This is a genomic window from Brevibacillus sp. FW306-2-1A-C05A, assembly GCF_058781555.1.
Genome location: NZ_JBYSWV010000011.1, coordinates 15,004 through 40,691, shown reverse-complemented (window position 1 = coordinate 40,691; position 25,688 = coordinate 15,004). Strand labels below are relative to the sequence as shown.

Sequence of the window (25,688 nt, the reverse complement as noted above, 5' to 3'; positions counted from 1 at the left end):
AATGCCTCCCGTCAAAGCGGGGCAAGCTGCGCTTTGACGGGAGGCCCCCCTCCTTCGAACCGATAAATTACAGAGTTGAGGTGCAAAATGAAAAAGCAGGAAAACATCGCAAAAATATACCCGTTAACCCCGTTGCAAGAGGGGATGTTGTTTCACGCGGTCAAAGACACGGGCAGCAGCGCCTACTGCCTGCAAATGTCGGCGACGATCGAAGGTGATTTTCACCTGCCTCTTTTTGAACAGAGCTTGAACAAGCTCGTGGAAAACTACGAAGTATTGCGCACGGTGTTTGTGTACCAAAACTTGCAGCGGCCCCGCCAGGTTGTGTTGAAAGAGAGAAAGGTTGCCGTTGCTTTCGAAAACATCGCGCATTTGCCAACGTTTGAGCAGAACGAGTACATAACGGCGTACAAAAATCAGCACCATACGTTTGACCTGACAAAAGACAGCCTGATGAAAGCCGCCATTTTTCAAACAGGCGAGAACAAGTACCAGTTTGTCTGGGCGTTCCACCACATTATCGTGGACGGTTGGACATTGGGCGTCCTGCTTCAGAAGCTGCTGGCGTACTACGCAGCCCTGCGCAACGGCGAGCCGATTCCGCGGGAAGCGACGAAGCCGTACAGCGAATATATCAAATGGCTGGATAAGCAAAACAAGGAAGCGGCGCTCACCTATTGGCAAAACTATTTGGCAGGCTACGACCATCAGGCCGATTTTCCGAAAAAGAAGCACAGCGCGGAAGCTGGCCGCTACGACCACGTCGAGTCGATGTTTGCGATCGCTCCCGAGCAGACGCAGCAACTGATGCAGATCGCCAATCAAAACCAGGCGACGATGAGCAGTGTATTCCAGGCACTCTGGGGCATTTTGGCGAGCAAGTACAAAAATGCGGACGATGTCGTTTTCGGCTCGGTCGTCTCCGGCCGTCCGCCGCAAATTCCGGGAATTGAGAGCATGGTGGGCCTGTTCATCAACACGATTCCTACCCGCGTCCAGACGAACAGGCAACAATCGTTCAGCGAGCTGCTCCAAACGGTGCAAAAGCAAGCGTTGGCTTCGGCAGCCTACGATTTCGCGCCGCTGTACGAAATTCAGAGCACGACCGTACTGAAACAAGCGTTGATCGATCATTTGGTCACGTTTGAAAACTACCCGGACCATTCGATGAAACATTTGGAAGATTCGTTAGGGTTCCAGCTCACCGTGGAAAGCGGGGAAGAGCAGACCTCCTACGATTTGAACGTAGTGGTAGCCCTCGCTCCGTCAAACGAGCTGTACGTGAAGCTAAGCTACAATGCCGCCGTCTACGAGCCGTCTTTTGTCAACCGAATCGAGGGGCATTTGAGAACGGTCATCGAGCAGGTGATTCGCAATCCGCACGTGCGGCTGCACGAGATCGGCATCATCACCGAGGAAGAAAAGCAGCAACTGCTCGTCGCCTACAACGACACGGCTGCTGACTACCCGCGGGACAAGACGATTTTTGCATTGATCGCAGAGCAGGCGACCCGGACCCCGACGAAAATCGCGGCTGTATGCGGCGATGACAGCCTGACCTATCAGGAGCTGATGGAGCGCTCGGCCCAGCTTGCCAAGGCTTTGCGCGACAGAGGCATTGGCAGGGGCAGCATCGTTTCGATTATGGCGGAACATTCGCTGGAGCTGATCGTAGCAATCATGGCGGTCCTGCAATCAGGTGGCGCTTACTTGCCGATTGATCCCGAATATCCGCTCGATCGCATCCAGTATTTGCTCGACGACAGCCAGACGACGATTCTTTTCACCCAGTCGCATCTGCAGCCAAACATCCGGTTTGCAGGCAGCATTCTTTATCTGGACGATCCTTCCTTGTATGCGGGCGACAGCACACCATTCGCAGCCGAGAGCAAGCCCGACGATTTGGCTTACATGATCTACACCTCCGGCTCTACAGGCAACCCAAAAGGGGCGATGATTACCCATCAAGGCTTGGTCAACTACATTTGGTGGGCCAACAAAGTGTACGTTCAGGGGGAAGCCGTGGACTTTCCGCTGTACTCATCCATTTCGTTTGACTTGACTGTCACGTCGATCTTCACGCCGCTTCTATCAGGCAACACGATCTATGTGTACAGAGGGGCAGACAAGGTACAGCTCATTTTGGACATCATCCGCGACAACAAAGTGGGGATCATCAAGCTGACGCCGACGCACCTGAAGCTGATTGAAGACGTAGACGGCAAGGCGAGCAGCATCAGACGGTTCATCGTCGGCGGCGAGAACTTGCCGACAAAGCTGGCGAAGCAAATTTACGACCACTTCGGCCAGGACGTGCAAATTTTCAATGAATACGGACCGACCGAGACGGTTGTCGGCTGCATGATTTATTTGTACGACCCGCAAAAAACGACCCAGGAATCGGTCCCGATCGGGGTTCCGGCAGACAACGTCCAGCTTTATTTGCTCGATGCTTCCATGCAACCGGTGCCCGTCGGCTCGCTGGGCGAAATGTACATAGCCGGAGACGGCGTAGCCAAAGGGTATTTCAACAGACCGGAGCTGACCGAGGAAAAATTTATCGACAACCCGTTCCGCCCGGGAACGAAAATGTACCGCACAGGCGACCTGGCAAAATGGCTGCCCGACGGAAACATGGAATACGCAGGAAGAATCGACCACCAGGTAAAAATTCGCGGACACCGGATCGAGATGGGCGAAATCGAAACGCGTCTGACGCAGCACGAGTCGGTCAAGGAAGCGGTCGTGATCGCGGACAAGGACGAGAGCGGCCAAAATGTGCTGTACGCCTACTTCGTTTCCGAGCAAGAGCTGACCGTAGCGGAGTTGAGAACGTTTTTGGGCAGTACGCTTCCTTCTTACATGATTCCTTCCTTCTTTATTCGCTTGGCGGAAATTCCGTTGACAGCGAATGGAAAAGTCGAGCGAAAGAAATTGCCGAAGCCAGACGGCGCAGTCGTTACAGGAACCGCGTATGTCGCTCCGCAAAATGACATCGAGGCAAAGCTGGCGGAAATTTGGCAGCAGGTGCTGGGCATGAGCCAGGTAGGGATTCACGACGATTTCTTTGACCTGGGCGGGCACTCGTTGAAGGCGATGACGGTCATCTCCCAGGTCGCGAAGGCGCTGGAAGTCGATTTGCCTGTCAAAGCTCTGTTCGAACACCCGACCATAGCGGAGCTGGCCCGCTTCCTGTCGCAGTCGGAGAAAAGCAAGCACACCGCGATTCAGCCTGTGGAAGCGCAGGAGTTTTATCCGGTTTCTTCCGCGCAAAAAAGAATGTACATCCTCCAGCAGTTCGAAGGAAGCGGCATCAGCTATAACATTTCGGGCGCCATCCTGTTGGAAGGAAAGCTGGATTACGCCCGGTTTGCCAGCGCGATCCAACAACTGGCAGAGCGCCACGAAGCTTTGCGCACATCGTTTCACCGCATCGACGGCGAGCCTGTGCAAAAAGTGCATGCAAAGGTAGAAGTGCCACTGTTCATGCTGGAGTCGACCGAGGACAAGGCGGAGAACATCATGCGCGAGTTTGTCCGGCCGTTCGATCTCGGGGTCGCTCCGCTCGTGCGAACAGGCTTGGTCAAGCTGGGGACAGACCGCCACTTGTTCCTGCTCGACATGCATCATATCATTTCCGACGGCGTATCTTCGCAAATATGGCTGCGCGAGTTTGCCGAGCTGTACCAGGGAGCAGAGTTGCCGCCCCTTGCGCTCCAATACAAAGATTTCGCCGCCTGGCAAAACGAGTGGTTCCAGACAGACGCGTACAAGCAGCAGGAGCAGCATTGGCTGAACGCGTTTGCCGATGAAATCCCGCTCCTGAACTTGCCGACGGATTATCCGCGCCCGAGCCTGCAAAGCTTTGAAGGCGACCTCGTCCTGTTTGCCGCCGGAAAAGAGCGGCTGGAGCGGCTGCAACAAGTAGCGGCAGAGACAGGGACCACTCTGTACATGGTCTTGCTCGCCGCGTACAATGTGCTGCTGTCCAAGTACACAGGCCAGGAAGACATCATTGTCGGCACCCCTGTCGCTGGCCGTTCCCATGCGGACGTGGAACAGATCATGGGAATTTTCGTGAATACGTTGGCGATGCGCAACCAGCCGGCCAGCAGCAAAACGTTTGCGCAACTTTTGCAAGAAGTGAAGCGAAATGCGCTCGCGGCCTATGACCATCAAGATTATCCGTTTGAAGAGCTGGTGGAAAAGCTGGCGATCCAGCGGGATATTAGCCGCAATCCGCTGTTTGACACGATGTTTTCTTTGGAAAGCGCGAGCCAGAAGACGCTTGCCATCGACCGACTGACCGTGTCGCCGTATGAGCTGTTCAACAAAATTTCCAAGTTCGATCTCGTGTTGAATGCCAGTGAATCGCCAGCAGACATTCAGTTCCAGCTCACATTCGCCACCAGGCTGTTCAAGAAAGAAACGGTGCAAAGAATGGCCGAGCATTACCTGGAAATTTTGCGTGCGATCAGCGAGCGGCCGACAGTCAAACTGGCGGACATCGACATGATGACGGAAGCAGAAAAACGCGCCCTCCTGCTGAACGTGAACGATACGTTTGTGGAGCGCACTACCGCTATGGCCTTGCATCAATTCGTGGAGGAGCAGGCGGCACGCACGCCGGATGAAGTGGCTGTCGCGTATGAAGGGCACGCCTTAACCTACCGCGAGCTGAACGCCCGGGCGAATCAACTGGCTCGCTTGCTGCGCAGTCAGGGAACCCGTCCGGGTACAATGATCGGTATTATGGTAGACCGCTCGCCGGGGATGGTCGTCGGGATGCTGGCCGTGCTCAAAGCTGGCGGCGCGTACACGCCAATCGACCCGAGCTATCCGGCAGAACGAATCCGCTACATGCTCCGCGACAGTGAGGCGCCGATCTTGCTGACGCAGCGCCATTTGCAGGAGACGGTAGCGTATGCAGGGGCGATCATCGACGTAGACGAAGAAGCGATTTACACAGGAGACGACACGAATCTGGACAACGTCGCTGGCCAAGACGACCTGGCCTATGTGATCTACACGTCAGGATCGACGGGAAAGCCGAAGGGAGTCATGATCTCGCACCAGGCGATCTGCAATCACATGCTGTGGATGAGAGAGACGTTCCCGTTGACGACGGAGGATGCCGTCCTGCAAAAAACGCCGTTCAGCTTCGACGCTTCTGTATGGGAATTTTACTTGCCGCTGATGACGGGAGCGCGGCTCGTCCTGGCGAAGCCGGACGGGCATCGCGACATCGCGTACATGACTCGCCTGATTTGCGAACAAAACATTACGACTTTGCAGATGGTCCCGTCCTTGCTCGATCTGGTCATGACCGACCCGGGTTGGAGCGCATGCACGAGCTTGCAACGGGTGTTCTGCGGCGGCGAAGCGTTGACACCTGCTCTCGTCTCGCGTTTTTACGAGACGCAACAAGCCCGGTTGATTAACTTGTACGGCCCTACAGAAGCCACGATTGACGCGACCTACTGGCTTTGCCCGCGCCAGCAGGAATACAGCGTCATTCCGATCGGCAAACCGATTGACAACGTCCGCCTGTACGTCGTCAATGCGAGCAACCAGCTTCAGCCTGTAGGCGTTGCCGGGGAGCTGTGCATTGCCGGAGACGGTTTGGCCCGCGGCTATTGGCAGCGCGAGGAGCTGACGCAAGCAAGCTTTGTCGACAACCCGTTCGAGCCGGGCGGCAGGATGTATCGCACTGGCGACATGGTCCGCTATTTGCCAGACGGCGAGATCGAGTATGTGGGCCGCATCGATCATCAAGTAAAAATCAGAGGCCACCGCATCGAGCTGGGGGAAATCGAAGCCAAGCTTTTGCAGCATGAAGCGGTCAAAGCAGCCGTTGTCATCGCCCGCCAGGATGGCAACGGGCAAAACAGCCTGTCCGCCTATGTCGTGGCAAAGCAGGACATTCAAACAGCGGAGCTGAGAACGTACCTGTCTGCCGCATTGCCAGCCTACATGGTTCCGTCCGCGTTTGTTTTCTTGGAGCAGTTGCCGCTGTCGGCGAATGGCAAAGTGGATCGCCAAGCATTGCCGCAGCCGGAGGACGCAGCGGCAGCGGATTCGATGTATGTAGCGCCACGCAACGAACTCGAAGCGAAGCTCGCACAAATGTGGGAAAGTGTGCTTGGCGTGGAGCGGATCGGGGTTCACGATCATTTCTTTGAGCTGGGCGGCCATTCCTTGAAGGCGATGAACGTCATTGCTTTGATTCAGCGCACCTTCCAGGCGGAAGTACCGTTGAAAGCGTTGTTTGAATCGCCGACGATCGCCAGCTTTGCCCCCATCGTCGCTGCCGCCAGCAAAGGCGCGTACACCGCGATCCAGCCTGTCGAAAAACAGGAGTATTACCCCGTGTCCGCCGCACAGAAGAGAATGTACATTCTCCAGCAAATGGAAGGGGCAGGCATCAGCTACAACATGCCTGGTTTCCTGTACCTCGACGGCAAGCTGGATACAGAGCGGCTGCAGCAAGCGCTCAACCGTCTGGTGCAGCGCCACGAATCTTTGCGCACTTCGTTCCACTCCGTGCAAGGCGAGACTGTTCAGCGCGTGCACGAGGATGTCGAGCTTGCGATCTCGTTTGGCGAAGCGACGGAGGCAGAGATCCGGCAAATAGCCGAGCGGTTTATCCAGCCGTTCGATCTGGGAACAGCCCCGCTTTGGCGTGCCGGACTCATCAAGCTGGCGCCGGAACGCCACCTGTTCATGCTCGATTTGCACCACATCGTCGCAGATGGCGTCTCCATCGGGCTGCTCATCCAGGAATTTGCCCGGCTTTATCGCGGCGAAGAGCTGCCTGAACTGCGCATTCAGTACAAAGATTTTGCCAAGTGGCAGAATGACTGGTTCCAGACCGATGAGTTTGCCGCGCAGGAAGCTTACTGGATCGACCGTTTTGCGGAGGACATCCCTGTTCTGAACCTGCCGACGGACTACCCGCGGCCGTCGGTCAAAAGCTTTGCGGGAGATCGCTTCGTCTTTGGCTCCGGCACCGCTTTGCAAAAAGAACTGCACCAGCTTGCGCACAAGACAGGGACGACGCTCTACATGGTGTTGCTTGCGGCGTACAATGTGCTGTTGTCCAAGTACTCCGGGCAAGAGGACATCGTCGTCGGCGCTCCTACTGCCGGCAGGTCGCATGCAGAGACAAAATCCATCGTCGGGATGTTTGTCAACACACTCGCCTTGCGCAACGAGCCAGCCGGGGACAAAGCCTTCCACAGCTTTTTGGCCGAAGTGAAAACGAACACGCTAAAAGCGTTTGAGCATCAGGACTATCCGCTCGACGAGCTTGTCGACAAGTTGAACATTCAGCGGGATTTGAGCCGCAATCCGTTGTTCGACACCGTCTTTATTTTGCAAAACATGGAGCAAAAGCCGTTTGCAATGGAGCGACTGACCGTGACGCCATATGCGACAGAGGTGAAGCAGGCCAAGTTTGACCTGTCGCTCGAGGCGTACGAGGAAAACGCGGAGATCGTCTTTAGCCTGGACTACTGCACCAAGCTGTTTTCGCGCGAGACGATGAAAAACGTAGCGGCGCATTTCCTGCAAATCTTGCGGGTCGTCGCCGCGAACCCCGAGGTGCTGCTGTCCGAGATCGCCATGCTGACCGCAGAGGAAAAGCAACGCTTGCTGGTCGACTTCAACGACACGCACAAGGATTTTCCGCAAGACAAAACGCTTTCGGCGCTGTTCGAAGAGCAAGCAGAAAAAACGCCGCAGGCGACAGCCGTTGAGATCGGCGAGCAGCAGTTGTCCTATCGGGAGTTAAACGAGCGGGCCAACCAGCTTGCCGCCACGTTACGCGAGCGGGGCGTAAAGCCTGACCAAACCGTAGGGATTATGGTCAACCGCTCTGTGGAGATGGCTGTCGGCATCCTCGCTATTTTGAAAGCAGGCGGAGCCTATGTGCCGATCGACCCGGAATATCCGGAGGAACGCATCGCCTACATGCTCGCGGATTGCGAAGCCCGGCTGGTGCTTGCGCAAAAGCATCTGGGACCGAAGCTCGGCTCCGGGGTGAGCGCGGAATGCCTGTACGTGGACGACGAGAGCGCCTATTCGGCGCAGCGCGCGAATTTGCAGCCGATCCATACCGCTTCCGATCTGGCTTACATCATCTATACATCAGGTACGACCGGAAAGCCAAAAGGGGTCATGGTCGAGCATCGCGGCATTGTCAACAGCGTGTTATGGAAAAAAGCGGAATACAAGCTGACCGTTGGCGACAGAAGCTTGCTGTCTCTGTCGTTTGCCTTCGATGCCTTCGTGCTGTCGTTCTTTGCGCCTGTTCTGTCCGGAGCAACCGTCGTACTGGCGCAAGAGGAAGAAGCCAAAGACCCTGTCGCGCTGAAAAAGCGCATCGCCGCTTCGCGCTGCACCCTGATGACAGGGGTGCCGAGCTTGTTCCAGGCTATTTTGGAATGCAGTACGTCGGCGGATCTCCGTCCGCTGCAAACCGTCACGCTCGGGGGAGAAAAAATCACGGCTCCGCTCGTTGAAAAGAGCAAGCAGTTGAATCCCGATCTCGTTATCGTCAACGAGTACGGTCCGACGGAAAGCAGTGTCGTCGCTACCTCGCTGCGCATAGTCGATACGGATGCCGCGATCACGATCGGGCGGCCGATCGCCAACACCAGCCTGTACATCGTCGACAAATTCCACCAGCTACAGCCCATCGGTGTGATCGGGGAAATTTGCATCGGCGGCCTCGGCTTGGCGCGGGGCTATTGGAACAAGCCGACGCTCACGGACGAGAAATTCGTTCCGCATCCGTTTGCGGCAGGCGAGCGCATGTACAAGACGGGTGATCTCGGCAAATGGCTCCCGGACGGCACGATTGAATTTGTCGGTCGCATCGACGAACAGGTCAAAGTAAGAGGCTACCGGATTGAAATCGGCGAGATCGAGTCGGTTCTGCTCGCGGTAGAAAAGCTGACAGCGGCTGTTGTGGTCGTCCACGAAGATCAGCTCGGTCAGACGTCTCTGGCTGCGTATTTTACTGCCACAGAAAAGCTCGAGGTCGCCAAGCTGTGGTCGCTTCTGGCGCAAAGACTGCCGTCGTACATGATTCCCGCCTATTTTGTGCAGCTCGATCAGCTTCCGCTTACGCCAAACGGCAAAATCGACAAGAAAGCGTTGCCGAAGCCGGAGGGCAAGCCCGTAACCGGAGCGGAATACGCAGCGCCAACGAATGCTGTGGAACGAAAGCTGGCCGAGATTTGGGAGCGCGTGCTGGGGATGAGCGGCATCGGCATTCTCGACAACTTTTTCCAGCTCGGCGGCCATTCCTTGAAAGCGATGGCTGTCGCTGCACAGGTGCATCGCGAGTATCAGGTTGAGCTTCCGCTGAAAGTGCTCTTTGCGCAGCCTACGATCAAGGAGTTGGCCCAGTATGTCGCGACGAGCGGAAAAGAGGCGTATGTGCCGATCCAGCCTGCCCCGTTGCAGGAGTATTATCCCGTTTCGTCCGCGCAAAAGAGGATGTACGTCCTGCGCCAGTTTGCGGACACGGGCACGGTCTATAACATGCCGAGCGCGTTGTACATCGAAGGCGATCTGGACGTCGAGCGGTTTGCGGCTGCCATCGACAGGCTGGTCGAGCGGCACGAGTCGCTTCGCACCTCTTTTCACACCGTAAATGGCGAGCCTGTCCAGCGCGTACACGAACATGTCGAGCTGCATGTGCAGTACGGCGAATTGACGGAAGAGCAAGTGGCGCCAACTGTCGCATCGTTTGTGCAACCGTTTGACCTGGTGAAAGCGCCGCTATGGCGGGTCGGACTTTTCAAGCTGGAGGCAAAACGGCATCTGTTCCTGATGGATATGCATCACATCATCTCGGACGGCGTCTCGGCCGGGATCATCGTGGAGGAGTTCTCGAAGCTGTATCGAGGCGAAGCGTTGCCGGCGCTCTCTGTGCATTACAAAGATTTCGCCCTCTGGCAGTCGGAGCTGTTCCAAACCGACGTGTACAGGAAGCACGAGGACTACTGGCTCCACGCGTTTTCCGGCGACATCCCGGTGCTCGATTTGCCAGCCGACTTTTCCCGTCCATTGGCCCAAAGCTTTGAGGGGGATTGCGTTTCGTTCCAGGCAGACAAACCACTGATGGACGCATTATCCAAGCTCGCCCAGGAGAACCAGTCCACGTTGTTCATGGTGTTGCTGGCCGCTTACAACGTGCTGCTGGCCAAGTACAGCGGACAAGAAGACATCGTCGTCGGAACGCCGATTGCGGGCAGATCGCACGCCGACGTCGAGAACGTTTTGGGGATGTTTGTCAATACGCTCGCGTTGCGAAACTACCCGGCCAAAGCGAAACAATTCCAGGCATTTCTGGAAGAGGTCAAACAAAATACGCTGCAAGCGTATGCGCATCAAGACTATCCGTTCGAAGCGCTGGTCGAAAAGCTGGACATCCGGCGCGATCCGAGCCGCAATCCGCTGTTTGACACCATGTTTATTTTGCAAAACCTGGACCAAAAAGCGTACGAGCTGGATGGGCTGAAACTGGAAGCATACCCTGCCGAGGCAGGCAACGCGAAATTCGATCTCACGCTGGAAGCGCACGAGGACGAGGCAGGCATTCATTTTGCGCTCGTCTACTCGACAAAACTGTTCCGCCGGGAATCCATCGAAAGAATGGCGGGGCATTTCCTGCAAGTGCTGCGCGAAGTCGTTGCCGATCAAACCGTTGCCTTGCAGGAGATCAGCCTGCTCTGCGAGGAAGAGCGGCGGCTTGTCACGGTTGATTTTAACAACACGTTTGCCGACTATCCGCGCGATTGCACGATTCAGGAGCTGTTCGAGCAGCAGGCGGCAAAAACGCCCGAGCATGCTGCCGTCGTGATGGACGGAAAAAGGCTGACGTATCGGGAGCTGAACGAAAAAGCAAACCAGATCGCCCATGTCCTGCGTCGACACGGCGTCGAAAAAGACGGCATCGTCGGTCTGCTCGCCGATCGTTCGCCGGAGATGATTGCAGGCATCTTGGGGATTCTCAAAGCGGGCGGCGCCTATTTGGGCCTGGACCCGGAACATCCGTCAGAACGCCTTTCCTACATGCTCGAAGATGGCGGCGTGAAGGTAGTCCTTGTGCAGAGACGCTTGTTGCCGCTCGTAAGCGAAGGTTTAATTCCGATCGTGTTGGAAGCGGCGAGTCTGGATCAGGAGGACTCCGGCAATCCGGCGATTGTCAACGGAGCGCGGGACATGGCTTACGTGATGTACACGTCAGGCTCGACAGGCAAGCCAAAAGGCGTCATGGTCGAACACCGCAACGTCACCCGACTGGTCATGCATACGAATTACGTGCAAGTCCGCGAAACCGACCGGATGGTGCAAACGGGCGCGATTGGCTTCGACGCCATGACGTTTGAGATTTTCGGCGCTTTGCTGCACGGGGCGAGCCTCTATGTGGTGCGCAAGGACGTCCTTTTGGATGCCGAGAAGCTGGGCAGCTTCCTGCGGGCGAACCAGATTACGACCATGTGGCTGACATCGCCGCTCTTTAACCAGCTCTCGCAAGAAAACCCGGCGATGTTTGACAGCTTGCGCGCCTTGATCGTCGGCGGCGAAGCGCTGTCGCCTGCACACATCAACCGGGTAAAAAGCGCCCTGCCCGACCTGGAAATCTGGAACGGGTATGGCCCGACCGAAAACACGACCTTCTCGACGTGCTATTTGATCGAGAAGCATTTTGCCGAGCAGATTCCGATTGGCAAGCCGATTGCAAACTCCACCGCGTACATCGTCGACGGCAACAATCAGCCGCAGCCGATTGGCGTGCCGGGCGAATTGTGCGTCGGCGGCGACGGGGTCGCACGAGGCTATTTGAACAAGCCGGACTTAACCGCGGAGAAGTTTGTCCCTAATCCGTTTGCGCCTGGCGAAACGATGTACCGCACGGGAGATTTGGCGAGGTGGCTGGCAAACGGGACGATTGAGTATTTGGGCCGGATCGACCAGCAAGTCAAAATTCGCGGATACCGGATTGAGCTTGGGGAGATCGAGACGGTACTGTCCCAGCAGGACAACGTAAAAGAAGCAGTCGTGGCCGTGATCGAGGAAGCGAACGGGCAAAAAGCGCTCTGTGCCTACTTCGTTCCGGAACAGGCAGTCGACGCCACCGAGCTGAGAGACGCGCTGTCCAAACAATTGCCTGGCTACATGGTTCCTGCCTACTATGTGCAAATGGAAAAGCTGCCGTTGACCGCAAATGGAAAGGTCGATCGCCGGGCACTGCCGCAGCCATCTGGCGAACGGACGGCAGGAAGCGCCTTTGTCGCTCCGCAAACGGAAACCGAAGCGAAGCTGGCGCAGATTTGGCAGACGGTTTTGGGGCTTCCAGCCATCGGTATTCACGACAACTTTTTTGAAATCGGCGGTCATTCCTTGAAGGCGATGAACGTCATCACGCAAGTCCATAAAACATTCCAGGTAGAGCTGCCGCTACAAGCGCTGTTTGCCTCTCCGACGATCCATGAGTTGGCGGCCTATATTGCCGAGAGTGCCTTCGAGCAGTTCGAAACGATCCCGCCGACAGAGCCAGCCGCGTATTATCCGGTGTCGTTTGCGCAAAAACGAATGTACATCCTGCATCAGTTCGAAGGAAGCGGGATCAGCTACAACGTGCCGAACGTGCTGGTGCTGGAAGGCAAGCTGGATTACGACCGCTTTGCCGTTGCCATCCAGAGCCTGGTCAAGCGGCATGAAGCTTTGCGCACTTCGTTCCATTCGGTAAACGGGGAGCCGCTGCAACGAGTCCATGCCGAGGTCGAGCTGCCAATCCGCATGATCGAGGCGACAGACGAGCAGGCAGAAGCGCTCGTGCAAGAGTTGATCCAGCCATTTGATCTTGCGACTGCCCCGTTGTTCAGGGTGAACCTGATAAAGCTTGGCGCAGAGCGGCACTTGTTCTTCATGGATATGCACCACATTATTTCCGATGGCGTATCGCTTGCGGTCATCGTCGAGGAAATCGCCAGTTTATACGAAGGAAAGCAGCTTTCTGACCTGCGCATCCAGTACAAAGATTTTGCCGTGTGGCAAACGAAGCTGGCCCAGTCTGAACGCTTCCAAAAGCAGGAGGAATTTTGGACCCGGACGTTTGCCGACGAGATTCCGTTATTAAATCTGCCTGCTGACTACCCAAGACCTTCCGTGCAGAGCTTTGACGGCGACACGGTAGCGCTTGGCACGGGACAACACCTGCTGGAACAACTGCGTCAGCTCGCTAGCGATACCGGTACGACTTTGTTCATGGTGCTCCTGGCTTCGTACCATGTGCTGCTCTCCAAGTACGCAGGCCAGGAAGAGATCGTCATCGGCACACCGATTGCAGGCCGCTCGCACGCAGATGTGGAGCGTATCGTCGGGATGTTTGTCAACACGCTCGCCTTAAAAAATACGGCGGCAGGCAGCCTGAGCTTCCGCGCGTTTTTGGCGGACGTGAAGCAAAATGCGCTCCATGCCTTCGAGCATCAAGACTATCCGTTCGAGCACCTGGTCGAGAAGCTGCAAGTGCGGCGCGATCTGAGCCGAAACCCGCTGTTTGACACGATGTTCAGCCTCGGGCTTGCCGACGCAGCCGCAGGGCAAGTAGCGGGACTGAAGCTGTCGCCGTACCCGGTGAACGGCCATATCGCCAAATTCGACCTTTCGCTGGATGCGATGGAAAAACGAGATGAGCTGCTGGTCCAATTCAGCTATTGCACGAAGTTGTTTGCCAAAGAAACGATCAATCGGCTGGCGACCCACTTCGTCCAGCTTTTGCAGACGATCACCGCCGATCCCGACATCAAGCTGGCCGAGATCAGCGTGCTGTCCCAGGCGGAGACGGAGCGCATGCTGGAGGGCTTCCTCGCAACGAAGAGAGCTTATCCAACGGACAAAACGTTCCAGATGCTGTTCGAGGAGCAAGCGGAAAAAACACCGTACCAGATTGCGGTCGTGTGCGAAAACGAACAACTGACCTATCGCGAGTTGAATGCAAAAGCAAACCGGCTCGCCCGCGTCCTGCGGCGAAAAGGCGTCAAGCCGGAGAGCACCGTCGGCATCCTCGTAGACCGCTCGCCCTACATGGTCATCGGCATGCTGGCCGTTTTGAAAGCAGGCGGGGCATTCGTCCCGATTGATCCGGACTATCCGCTGGAGCGCCAAGCGTTCATGCTCGAAGACAGCGAGGCGAAGCTGCTGCTCACTTTGCAAAAAATGAACAGCCAAGTTGCCTTCCCTTATGAAACCATTTATCTGGATACAGAGAGAGTGGACCAGGAGGAAGCAGACAATCTGGAGCACGTTGCGCGTCCAGAGCACGCAGCATACATCATTTACACTTCCGGTACGACAGGCAAGCCAAAAGGGGTCGTCATCGAGCATCGCAGCTATGCCAATGTCGCGTTTGCCTGGAAGGACGAGTATCACCTGGACAGCTTCCCGGTACGGTTGCTGCAAATGGCGAGCTTTGCCTTTGACGTCTCGACGGGCGATTTTGCCCGGGCACTGCTGACAGGCGGGCAACTCGTCATCTGCCCGAACGAGGTCAAGCTGGACCCTGCTTCGCTGTACGAGATTATCAGGCGCCACGAAATCACCATTTTCGAAGCGACACCCGCCCTGATTATGCCGTTGATGCACTACATTTACGAAAACAAGCTGGACATCAGCCAGATGAAGCTGTTGATTCTCGGAGCGGACAGTTGTCCGGCAGAAGACTTCAAAACGTTGCTTGCGCGCTTCGGCCACACGATGCGCATTATCAACAGCTACGGCGTGACAGAGGCGTGCATCGACACCAGCTACTACGAAGAAACAGACGTCACCGCCATCCGCTCGGGAACGGTGCCGATCGGCAAACCGCTTCCGAACATGACGATGTACGTAGTCGATGCGCATTTGAATTTGCAGCCTGTCGGGGTCGTGGGCGAATTGTGCATCGGCGGAGCGGGCGTGGCGCGCGGCTACTTGAACAGGCCGGAGTTGACGCAAGAAAAGTTCGTGCCGAACCCGTTTGCCCCAGGTGAACGACTGTACCGCACAGGTGATCTCGCGAAGTGGCGCGCAGACGGCCATGTCGAGTTCCTCGGACGCAATGACCACCAGGTAAAAATCAGGGGCGTCCGCATCGAGCTGGGCGAAATCGAGACACAACTGCGCAAGCTGGACGGAATCGCGGAAGCAGTCGTGGTCGCAAGAGAAGACCACAGGCAGGAAAAGGAATTATGCGCATACGTCGTGACGGACCATGCGCTTGACGCCGCAGAGTTACGGGCGAATTTGCTGAAGGAGCTGCCGCAAGCGATGATTCCATCGTATTTCGTAACCTTGGACGCGCTGCCGCTAACTGCCAATGGCAAAGTTGACAGACGCTCCTTGCCAGCGCCGGATGTCACCATGCTGCGAACGACCGAATACGTCGCGCCGCGCTCTGTATGGGAAGACCGACTGGCCCGCGTATGGGAGCAGGTGCTAAACGTTCCGCAAGTGGGCGTGCAAGACGACTTTTTCGCGCTCGGCGGCCACTCCCTGCGTGCCATGCGGGTGATAGCGAGCATGCACAACGAATACCAGGTCGATATTCCGCTCCGCATCTTGTTCGAGAAACCGACGATTCAGGAATTGGCGGCGTTCATCGAAGAGACTGCCAAAGGGAACGTTTTCTCGATCGAGCCAGCGCAACAGCAAGCGTACTACCCGGTTTCTTCGGCGCAAAAGCGCATGTACATTCTCGATCAATTTGAAGGAGTCGGCATCAGCTACAACATGCCGTCGACCATGCTGATCGAAGGCAAGCTGGACCGAACACGGGTGGAAGCGGCGTTCCAGCGCCTGATTGCGCGCCATGACAGCTTGCGCACTTCGTTTGCCGTCGTCAACGGAGAGCCTGTGCAACACATTCACGCGGACGTTCCTTTTGCGCTTGCCTATTCGGAAGTTACGGAAGACGAAGCGCGCGAACTCGTTTCTTCCCTCGTGCAGCCGTTCGATCTCGGGGTCGCACCGCTCATGCGCGTCTCGCTTTTGAAAATCGGCGAGGATCGTCACGTGCTACTCACCGATATGCATCACAGCATTTCCGATGGCGTGTCCTCCGGCATTTTGCTGGCCGAGTGGGTGCGGTTGTATCAGGGTGACGTTTTGCCGGAGCTGCGCATCCAGTACAAAGACTTCTCCGTGTGGCAGCAGGCGTTTTTCCAATCGGCTGCCTTCGAGAAGCAGGAAGCGTACTGGCTCCAGACGTTTGCCGATGAGATTCCCGTGCTGAACATGCCGACGGATTTCGCCCGCCCCGGCACCCAGAGCTTTGCCGGGGATCAGTACACGCTTCAAACGGGCAAACCGCTCGCGGAAGGCTTGAACCAACTGGCGCAAGCGACGGGAACGACCTTGTACATGGTTTTGCTCGCCGCGTACAACGTGCTGCTCTCCAAGTATGCGGGGCAGGAGGACATCGTCGTCGGCACGCCGATTACAGGCAGATCCCATGCCGATCTGGAACCGATCGTCGGCATGTTCGTGAACACGTTGGCGATGCGAAACAAGCCGCAGCGCGAAAAAACGTTCAGCGAATTTTTGCAGGAAGTCAAACAAAATGCGCTGGATGCGTACGGCCACCAGGATTACCCGTTTGAAGAGCTGGTGGAAAAGCTCGCGATTGCGCGCGACTTGAGCCGAAATCCGCTGTTTGACACCGTGTTTACGTTCCAAAACAGCACAGAAGAGGTCGTGGCGCTGCCTGAATGCACGCTTACGCCGTTCATGACCGAAGAAACAGGCAAGCACGCGAAGTTCGACCTGACGCTGATCGCCACGGAGGAGAAAGAAGAAATTACGATTGGCGTAGAGTACAGCACAAGCTTGTTCACGCGCGAAACGATCGAACGGCTAAGTCGCCACTTCCTGGCGATTGCCGCGAGCATCGTGCACAATCCGCACATCCGCCTGGGCGATATCGACATGCTCTCGCTTGAAGAAAAACAGCAGATTTTGGCCGGGTTCAACGACACAGCCGTCAACTATGACCTGGACAAAACGCTGCACCAGCTATTCGAAGAGCAGGTCGAGAAGACACCGGATCAGGCCGCGCTTCTCTTTAACGGGCAAACGCTGACCTACCGCGAGCTGAACGAGCGAGCAAACAGACTGGCAAGGGTACTGCGCGCAAAAGGAATCGGGCCGGACCGGCTTGTGGCGATCATGGCGGAGCGTTCACCGGAAATGGTGATCGGCATTCTCGGCATTTTGAAGGCAGGCGGCGCCTACGTGCCGATCGACCCTGGCTATCCGCAGGAACGCATCCAGTACTTGCTAGCAGACAGCCAGGCAGCCTTGCTGCTCAGCCAAGCCCATCTGCTGCCGCTGTTGGCCCGCGTGTCCAACGAGCTGCCGGAGTGCCTTGAGCTGAACGCTGAACAGGATGCCGGGCTTGGCGGAACCAATCTGCCGCCCGTCAACCAGCCGACTGATCTTGCCTATGTCATTTACACGTCCGGTACGACTGGCAAGCCGAAGGGCGTGATGATCCCGCATCGGGGAATCGTCAATTGCTTGCAGTGGAGAAGGGATGAATACGGCTTCGGGCCGCGCGACAGAGCCTTGCAAGTATTCTCTTTTGCCTTCGACGGCTTTGTCGCCAGCTTGTTCGCTCCGCTTCTCGGTGGAGCAACGTGCGTGCTGCCGCGAGAGGAAGAAGCCAAAGACCCGGTCGCGTTGAAAAAGCTGATCGGCGCAACGGAAGTCACCCACTACTACGGCGTGCCGAGTCTGTTCCAGGCGATTTTCGATTGCTCGGCGGCAACCGACTTCCCGCGCCTGCGCTGCGTCACGCTGGGCGGCGAGAAGCTGCCTGTACAGCTTGTGCAAAAAACAAAAGAAAAGCACCCGGCAATCGAAATCAACAATGAATACGGGCCGACCGAAAACAGCGTCGTGACCACCATCTCCCGTTCGATTGAAGCGGGGCAAGCGATCACGATTGGCCGACCGCTTGCCAACGTACACGTCTACATCGTGGACGACGGGCATCACCTGCAGCCGGTTGGCGTGGTCGGCGAGCTATGCATCGGCGGAGCCGGGCTTGCCCGCGGCTATTGGAACAAGCCGGAGCTGACCGCAGAGAAGTTTGTCGAAAATCCGTTTTGCCCGGGCGAGCGCATGTACAAAACAGGCGACCTGGTGAAATGGCGGCCAGACGGCACGATTGAATACATCGGCCGTGCAGACGAACAGGTCAAGGTGCGAGGGTATCGCATCGAAATCGGGGAGATCGAGAGTGCCGTCCTCGCTTACCAAGGCATCGATCAAGCAGTCGTCGTCGCCCGTGACGATGACGCCGCTTATGGCCCATACCTTTGCGCCTATGTCGTCGCCGCAGCAGAAGTGTCCGTATCCGGCTTGCGAAGCCATCTGGCCAAAGAGCTGCCTGCTTACATGGTGCCGAGCTATTTCGTCCAACTGGAGCAACTGCCGCACTCCGCAAACGGAAAAGTAGATCGCAAAGCATTGCCGAAACCGCAACAGTCGGATGCGACCACACGCGAGTACGTGGCGCCGAAAAATGCGACCGAACAGCAACTGGCATCCATTTGGCAAGAAGTATTGGGCGTAGAGCTAATCGGCATCACGGACGATTTCTTTGAACTGGGCGGCCATTCCTTAAAAGCTACGCTGTTGATTGCCAAAGTGTATGCGTACATGCAGATCGAGCTGCCGCTGAACCTCATCTTCCAACATCCGACGGTAGAAAAGGTAGCCGATTTCATCACGCACAAACGCTTTGAAACGCGGTACGGCAAAGCCATTTTGCTGAATGAGCAAACGGGCAGAAACGTCTTCTGCTTCACGCCAATCGGGGCCCAGAGCGTGTATTACCAGAAGCTTGCCGCAGAAACTCACGGTGTCTCCCTGTACAGCTTTGATTTCATCCAGGAAGACGACCGGATGGAGCAGTATATCGAGGCGATCACCGCGATTGATCCAGACGGGCCGTACACGCTCATGGGCTATTCCTCCGGAGGCAATCTGGCCTTTGAGCTTGCAAAAGAACTGGAGAAACGCGGCCATGTCGTAACCGATCTCATCCTGTTCGACTCGTACTGGAAAGACAAGGCGATCGAGCGGACTGTCGCGGAAACGGAAAACGACATTGCCCAGTTGTTCGCTGAGATCGGCGAAAACACCGAGATGTTCAACATGACCGAAGAAGATTTCCAACTGTACGCGGCCAACGAGTTTGTGAAGCAAAGCTTCGTCCGCAAAACGGTCAGCTATGTCATGTTCCATAACGAACTGGTGAACACCGGAATGACGAATGCCGCGATCCACCTCATCCAATCGGAGCTGGAGGCGGACGAGGACGCTCCGGTGGCAGCCGAATGGAACGAAGCTGCCTGGGCAAAAGCGACGAAACGGCTGATGACGTACAACGGGTACGGCATCCACGCGCATATGTTGGCAGGCCGCTACGTGTCGCAAAATGCCGCGATCTTCCAAAACATCCTGCAGGAACTGTTCATCCTGAAATAAGACGGCAACCGAGTGAGGATTCCCCTTGGGAGAAAGCTTTTCCGGGGGGAATCCATCCCTAACATCTTTGGAGAGGAGCCGCACATGATTTTTCCCAAGCAAGATCCCCACGCAAGGAGCACCTCCGCGTTTGGCTGGGCATTGTCGTTTGTCAAGCCTTACCGGATCTGGGTTGTGATCTGCATCGTTGCTTCGGTGCTCGTGGCGGTGGCAGACATTTGGATGGGCATCCTGATTCAAAGCATGGTCGAACATACAAACGACTTTGACAAGCTGGTCAGCATCGCCCTCATCATTTTTTGTCTCACCATCGTCGGTTTTCTCGCAAAATATTTCATTACGTACGCAGCAGCCCGATTCAGCGCAAGAGCCATGCGGGATTTGAAAAACAAAATCGCTGCTCATCTCGAAAAAGTCCCCATGTCCACGATGGATCAATACCATTCAGGCGATCTCGTCTCTCGCCTGACAAGCGATGCGCAACTCTTGCAAAGTTTTTTGCAGCAACATTTTTTCCAACTGTTTTACTTGCCGGTCGTGTTTGCCGGGGCACTGGCCCTGCTGCTGTCGATCCATTGGAAGCTGATTCTTTTCAGCGTCGCGATCCTGCCTGTTGCAATCGCGGTCACAGGGCGGATGAGCAGACCACTGCAAAAGTACGCCGAGCGGATGCAGGAGCATTTGGGGCAAACCAACGCCATTGCCCAGGACACGTTGTCCGGGATTCACATGGTGAAAGCTTTTCAACTGGAAGACGTGATGTATTGCAAATACGCAGCGGGGATGAAACAAGTGCTGCACAACGGGATACAGGCGGAAAAAAAGCGAGCCTTTATGACCGCACCCGGCATTTTGCTGTTTTCGGCCCCGATCCTGTTTTTTGTCGCCTACGGCGGTTACTTGATCCAGACAGGGGAATTGAGCCTCGGCAGCCTGGTCATTTTCAGCTATTTGCTTCACTTTATTATCGAGCCGCTGTCTCTTGCCCCCGTGCTGTTTGCCCAAGTCCAGGAAACGTCCGGAGCAGCCAAGCGTCTGCAAGAAATTTTTTTGCAGCCTGTGGAGCCAGACGATCAGCCAGCCATTCGCATCAATCCACAAGCGGTTCCGGTCGAGTTCGAGAGCGTCACGTTTGCCTATGACACGACGAACATCGTGGAGGACGTCAGCTTTGCGCTCCCCCGCAACAAAACGGTTGCGCTGGTCGGCTCCAGCGGCAGCGGAAAGAGCACCATTCTGAAATTGCTGTGCGGGTTTTACCGACTCGAAGCGGGCAACGGGTGCGTGAAAATGTTCGGGCATTCCTTGCACGACTGGAATACGGCACAGATGCGCAGCTATTTGTCCCTCGTCTCGCAGGACACGACGCTTTTTCCGGTGTCGATTGCGGAAAACATCTCGTACGGCCGGATTCATGCGACGCGAGACGAGATCATTGCTGCGGCCAAAGCAGCCAATGCGCATGACTTCATCATGGAGCTTCCCCACGGTTATGAAACAAAAGTGGGGGAACGCGGCTCTCGCCTGTCTGGCGGACAAAAACAGCGTATCGCTATTGCCCGGGCGATTTTAAAGGATGCGCCAATTTTGTTGCTGGATGAGCCGACGTCAGCTCTCGATACCGAGTCGGAGGCGCTCGTCCAGGAAGCGCTGGAAAATGTGATGCGCGATCGGACGGTGCTGGTCATTGCCCATCGCCTCTCCACGATCAAAGACGCGGATGAAGTGCTCGTCCTCGAACATGGCCGAATCGTCGAAAGAGGCACGCACTACGAATTGCTTGCCCAAGGCGGCGTGTACACCCGCTTGTATCAAAAACAGTTTGCCACAGAGGAGCAACGAGCGCTGGCAGCGGAGGGGATATAGGAATGTTCATCCAAAAGTTGGGGCAGGAGCTTCTTCAACTGCTGTCGTTGATGAAAGCCAAAAAGCGCGCGTATTTTTTGGGGCTTTTGGGCGATGGAATCGGGCAAGCCTCGGTTTTGGTCGCGTTGCCATTTGTGTTTAAGGACTTGACCGATTTTGCGCATACAAAAGACCCGGCCCTGCTCACCAGAGCGATTGTCACCATCGCCGCGATGTTTTTGTTGTTCAGTCTCCTGTCGCCCTTTTTTAGCTACATCTATCGGCGCTGCGTTCGCGAGCTGATTGCCGACATCCGGCTGCTTGTCTTTCAGCGTTTGAGCCGATTGCCGTTTGCCTATTATGAACAGCACCATTCGGGCGATACGATGTCGCGGCTGGGCAACGATGTCCAACTGATGGAGCGGGCGTACGGAGAGCAATTGAAAACGCTGTGCATCATTTTGTTGTCACTGATCGGGTCTATCATCGGGATGTTTGCCCTGGATGGAAAAATCGCTACGGTGCTTTTGCTCGTAAGCACGTTGACCTTGTACGTGAATGCGCAGTTTGCCAAGTCCGTGCGGCGCATCGGCGACCAGTTGCAGCAGCAGTTGGGGATCGGAACCGAACGGCTGAGCGATTTTTTGGCAGGCTTGCCCGTCGTCAAAATGTTTCATTTACATAACGTCGTGACTGCCCGCTATACGAAAGCCAATGAAGAAGTGGCTTCGTCGGCCATCAAGCAAGGGCATAAGCACGCGCTGCTGGAAGGGACCAACTTTTTCATCCAGTTTGTCAGCTTCGGCGGAATGCTTGTGGTTGGCATCATGCTGGTCGCCAAACAAATGATCGGACTCGGCGTACTGGTCGCCATGATTCAGCAGCAAATGCTTGTGACACTGGCCTTTTTGCAGCTCGGTCAGGTCATCACGACGTTGCAAGGCTCGCTCGCGGGCGCTTCGCGGATCGTCGGGTTTCTCCAGGAGCCGCTCGAACCGGACCAGTACCCGCTCCGTTTCGCCCACGCCGATGATAGCGACAGCATGCTGAAAATGGAGCAGGTCGTCTTCGGATACACCGCCGACACAAAAGTGCTCGATGGAGTATCGCTGCACATCGGACGCGGCCAAATGGCTGCGCTCGTCGGGACGAGCGGCGGCGGCAAAAGTACGGTCATGAAGCTTTTGCTAGGCTATTACCCGCCTGCAGCCGGCTCGCTTTTTCTGATGGGAAAACCGCTCGGACAATACTCGATTGCCGAACTGAGAAGCCTGGTTGCCTACGTGCCGCAGGACGCCTTTTTGTTCGAAGGGACGATTGCAGAAAACATCCGCTACGGTTGCCAGGACGCCACGGAAGAAGATGTCGTGAGAGCGTGCAAAGCGGCCTACGCTCACGATTTCATCCTGGAGCTGCCGGACGGCTATCAGACGAGAACGGGCGAGCGGGGCGCGAAGCTGTCGGGGGGACAGCGTCAGCGCATCGCGATTGCCAGAGCGATCCTGAAACATGCGCCGATTTTGTTGCTCGATGAAGCAACCTCTGCGCTGGATGCGGAATCGGAGTATTGGGTGCAGCAAGCATTGGCGGCTCTCATGCAGGAAAAAACGGTTCTGGTCATCGCGCATCGCCTGTCGACCGTCGAGCATGCGGACATCATTTACGTGCTGCACGAAGGAAAAGTCGTGGAACAGGGGCGGCATGCGGAGTTGCTCGCTCAAAACGGTTTGTACGCCAGCATGTATGAAGTCCAGCAGCGAAAAGACCTACCTGCGCGCGAATGGTCACAGAGCAGCGCCGGCCTCGCATAGCCGTGTTTGGCATCGGGCTACGCTTTTAGGAATCAGGAAAGATGGGGGAAAGAGTTGAAGCTGTTTTGCTTTCCGTACGCAGGCGGACTTCCTGGCATCTATTACAGTTGGAAGTCGAGACTTCCGCCCACGTTTTTGGAAATCGACCCGTTTGAGGTGCGCCCGCACCCTCCCCAGCAAAAGCAGGATACGTTCTTGCCAACCTGCTTTTACGAGCTGCTGGAGGACGTGTGCGAACGGATCACGCCCGCGCTTCACGAGACACGGTTTGCCTTTTTCGGCCACAGTATGGGCGGTCTCGTCGCTTTTGAGCTGACGCGAAAGCTGATGCAAAAGGGAGCGCCGTTGCCCGAGCACTTGTTTTTGTCCGCCTCGCGTGTACCGCATGCGTATCACAAGCTCGTAAAGACGTACAACCTGCCGCACGCCGAGTTCGTCGAAGCGTTGCGCAAGCTCGGCGGCACACCAGAAGACGTCTTGGAAAATCCGGAGCTGCTGGAGCTGTTTTTGCCGATCTTGCGGGCCGATTTTCAAGCGGTGCAGACGTATGAAATGAATCCCGCCCTTCCACGCCAAGTGCCTGTGAACATGACGGTGCTGTACGGTACGGAGGATTCGATTGAACCCGAAGATATTTGGACCTGGCGCGACTACTGCGAGCGGGCATGTCGCTTTTACCCGGTGTCTGGCGGTCATTTCTTCCTGCTCCAGCAAACCGGCCCGATCCTCGAAATCATTCAACATGCGCTGAACGAAGAAACCATGGTGCCAATCCATCCCTCTTTCTAGCAAAGCGGGGTGGCACAATATAAATCCTATCTGAAAAGGTTGGTGTTACGATGAAAACGCAAAAAGCTTTGTCCCGCATGCTGGCAGCCGCTACGTTAACGACGGTACTGGTCTGCCCCACTGTCGCAAGCGCAGCGGCTCCTGCTCCGATGCTGCATGACGACAACCCGAACGGCCATTTTGGGGACTGGTACACGGGTGCAATTCCTCCCAACGTCTCCAATGACAAACCCGTGATTCTCTTTGTGCAAGGCTTGCACTCTACCTACAAAACATGGTACACGGAAGACGGATTTTACGATGCGGCCTATAACGCCGGGTATCGTACCGCTTTTGTCCAGTTGAAGGACGCAGATGGCACTGGCGGAAACATGTGGACAAACGGTGCGAAGCTCGCCGAAGTAATCAAAAAAGTGGCAAATTATTACGGCGTTTCGAAAATCAATGTCATTGCGCATTCCAAAGGCGGCATTGACACACAGACCGCGCTCGTCCACTACGGGGCACATCCGTACGTAAACGTGGTCCATCAGTTGTCTACCCCGAACAAAGGGTCAGAACTGGCGGACCTGGCATACAGCAACTGGGCAGGGTGGCTCGCGGATATTCTCGGCAAAAAAGACGATGCCGTGTACTCCTTGCAAACGTCATACATGGCGAATTTCCGTTCCCAGACCGACAACCGTAGCGAAAACGGTTACACGACCACTTACATGTCTGCCGGAACAGGCGACGATGGCTTGTTTAGCGCCACGTGGTTTGCCCATGCCGTTCTTCCCGGCGAAGACGATGGCGCTGTTTCCGTAGATTCGGCTCTCGGCTTGCCTTACGGGATCAAGAGCTTTACGAAAAACATTTCCCACGGGCAAATCGCGAAAGCTTCGCACACGTGGAACCTGGTCGAGCCGAAACTGAAAAAAGCATCCGCTGCGCTTCGCGAACAACCGAACAAAGTAAGCAAAACCAAAACGAAAGCTTCTGCCGCAGAAGAAAGCTCCTTCATTTTGCGCGGCGGCGAAGTGGAGGACAAGGTATCTGAAACGTTTTTCCTGGAGAGCGGCATTGACAAGCTGAACCTCGACACGATGACTGCCTCGAAAGATACGAAGGTGACATTGATTAGCCCGTCTGGCCAGGAGTATGAGGCAGATTTGAGCAAAAAGAGCAACGCAGAGGACGAACCTCCGATTTTCAGCGATGCCGTTCATCATTTCATTGAAGTCGACGAGCCTGAAGCGGGGGAATGGACGCTTGAGGTAGAGGGCGAAGACGATGCGTTCTTCATGGTCGCTTCGATTGAAGGCGGCGAGCGGGCCAAGGTAAAAGCAAGCAAAAAAGTATTCCAGCAGGGCGACAAAGCGAAAATTTCCGTCGAGCTGGGCAACAACGAAATTGATCCGTCCTTGCTGCAAAAAGCAAATGTGACGCGCTCGCTCAACGGCAAAAAGGCGAGTGTGCTCGACCAGGTGAAGTTTGCCATCAAGGGCGAAGAGCTGACTGGCAATTTTACAGTCCCAACCAAGCCGGGCGTGTACAATCTGTCTTTTGACGTAACGGGCATCAATGAAGACGGCGAGCCATTTACCCGTTCGATCAACTACAATTTTGCGGTAACCGATGACGATGGTGAGTTAGAGAAATAAGCTGCGGCAAACGATGGACGACCCTTTTTACAGGGTCGTTTTTTTCTGTGTC

The 25,688-nt window shown here is 55.9% G+C and carries 5 protein-coding genes; all 5 read left to right on the top strand.

Annotated elements, in window-relative coordinates:
* Positions 1 to 87: 87 nt before the first annotated feature.
* A complete protein-coding gene (gene tycC / locus AC3WJN_RS09585; protein ID WP_492329251.1) occupies positions 88 to 19,548 on the top strand; it encodes a tyrocidine non-ribosomal peptide synthetase TycC in 19,461 nt (6,486 codons plus the stop codon).
* 84 nt (positions 19,549 to 19,632) lie between these two features.
* Positions 19,633 to 21,414 (top strand): ABC transporter ATP-binding protein, encoded by a 1,782-nt coding sequence (locus AC3WJN_RS09580; RefSeq protein WP_007786643.1) that lies wholly within the window; start codon positions 19,633 to 19,635, stop codon positions 21,412 to 21,414.
* Positions 21,415 to 21,416: 2 nt separating this feature from the next.
* The gene (locus AC3WJN_RS09575) at positions 21,417 to 23,204 is read left to right on the top strand and encodes an ABC transporter ATP-binding protein (protein ID WP_007786642.1); all 1,788 of its coding nucleotides are present in this window, start codon (positions 21,417 to 21,419) and stop codon (positions 23,202 to 23,204) included.
* Between the two features lie 54 nt (positions 23,205 to 23,258).
* A complete protein-coding gene (locus AC3WJN_RS09570) occupies positions 23,259 to 23,993 on the top strand; it encodes a thioesterase II family protein (protein ID WP_007786640.1) in 735 nt (244 codons plus the stop codon).
* A 50-nt stretch (positions 23,994 to 24,043) separates the two neighbouring features.
* Positions 24,044 to 25,636 carry an alpha/beta hydrolase gene (locus tag AC3WJN_RS09565; RefSeq protein ID WP_007786638.1) on the top strand — a complete coding sequence of 531 codons (1,593 nt, stop codon included), beginning with the start codon at positions 24,044 to 24,046 and terminating at the stop codon, positions 25,634 to 25,636.
* Positions 25,637 to 25,688: the final 52 nt, after the last annotated feature.

Bases quoted from the DNA above. Each gene is read 5' to 3' on its own strand.
- tycC (WP_492329251.1), top strand. From the start codon at position 88: ATGAAAAAGCAGGAAAACATCGCAAAAATATACCCGTTAACCCCGTTG.
- AC3WJN_RS09580 (WP_007786643.1), top strand. From the start codon at position 19,633: ATGATTTTTCCCAAGCAAGATCCCCACGCAAGGAGCACCTCCGCGTTT.
- AC3WJN_RS09575 (WP_007786642.1), top strand. From the start codon at position 21,417: ATGTTCATCCAAAAGTTGGGGCAGGAGCTTCTTCAACTGCTGTCGTTG.
- AC3WJN_RS09565 (WP_007786638.1), top strand. From the start codon at position 24,044: ATGAAAACGCAAAAAGCTTTGTCCCGCATGCTGGCAGCCGCTACGTTA.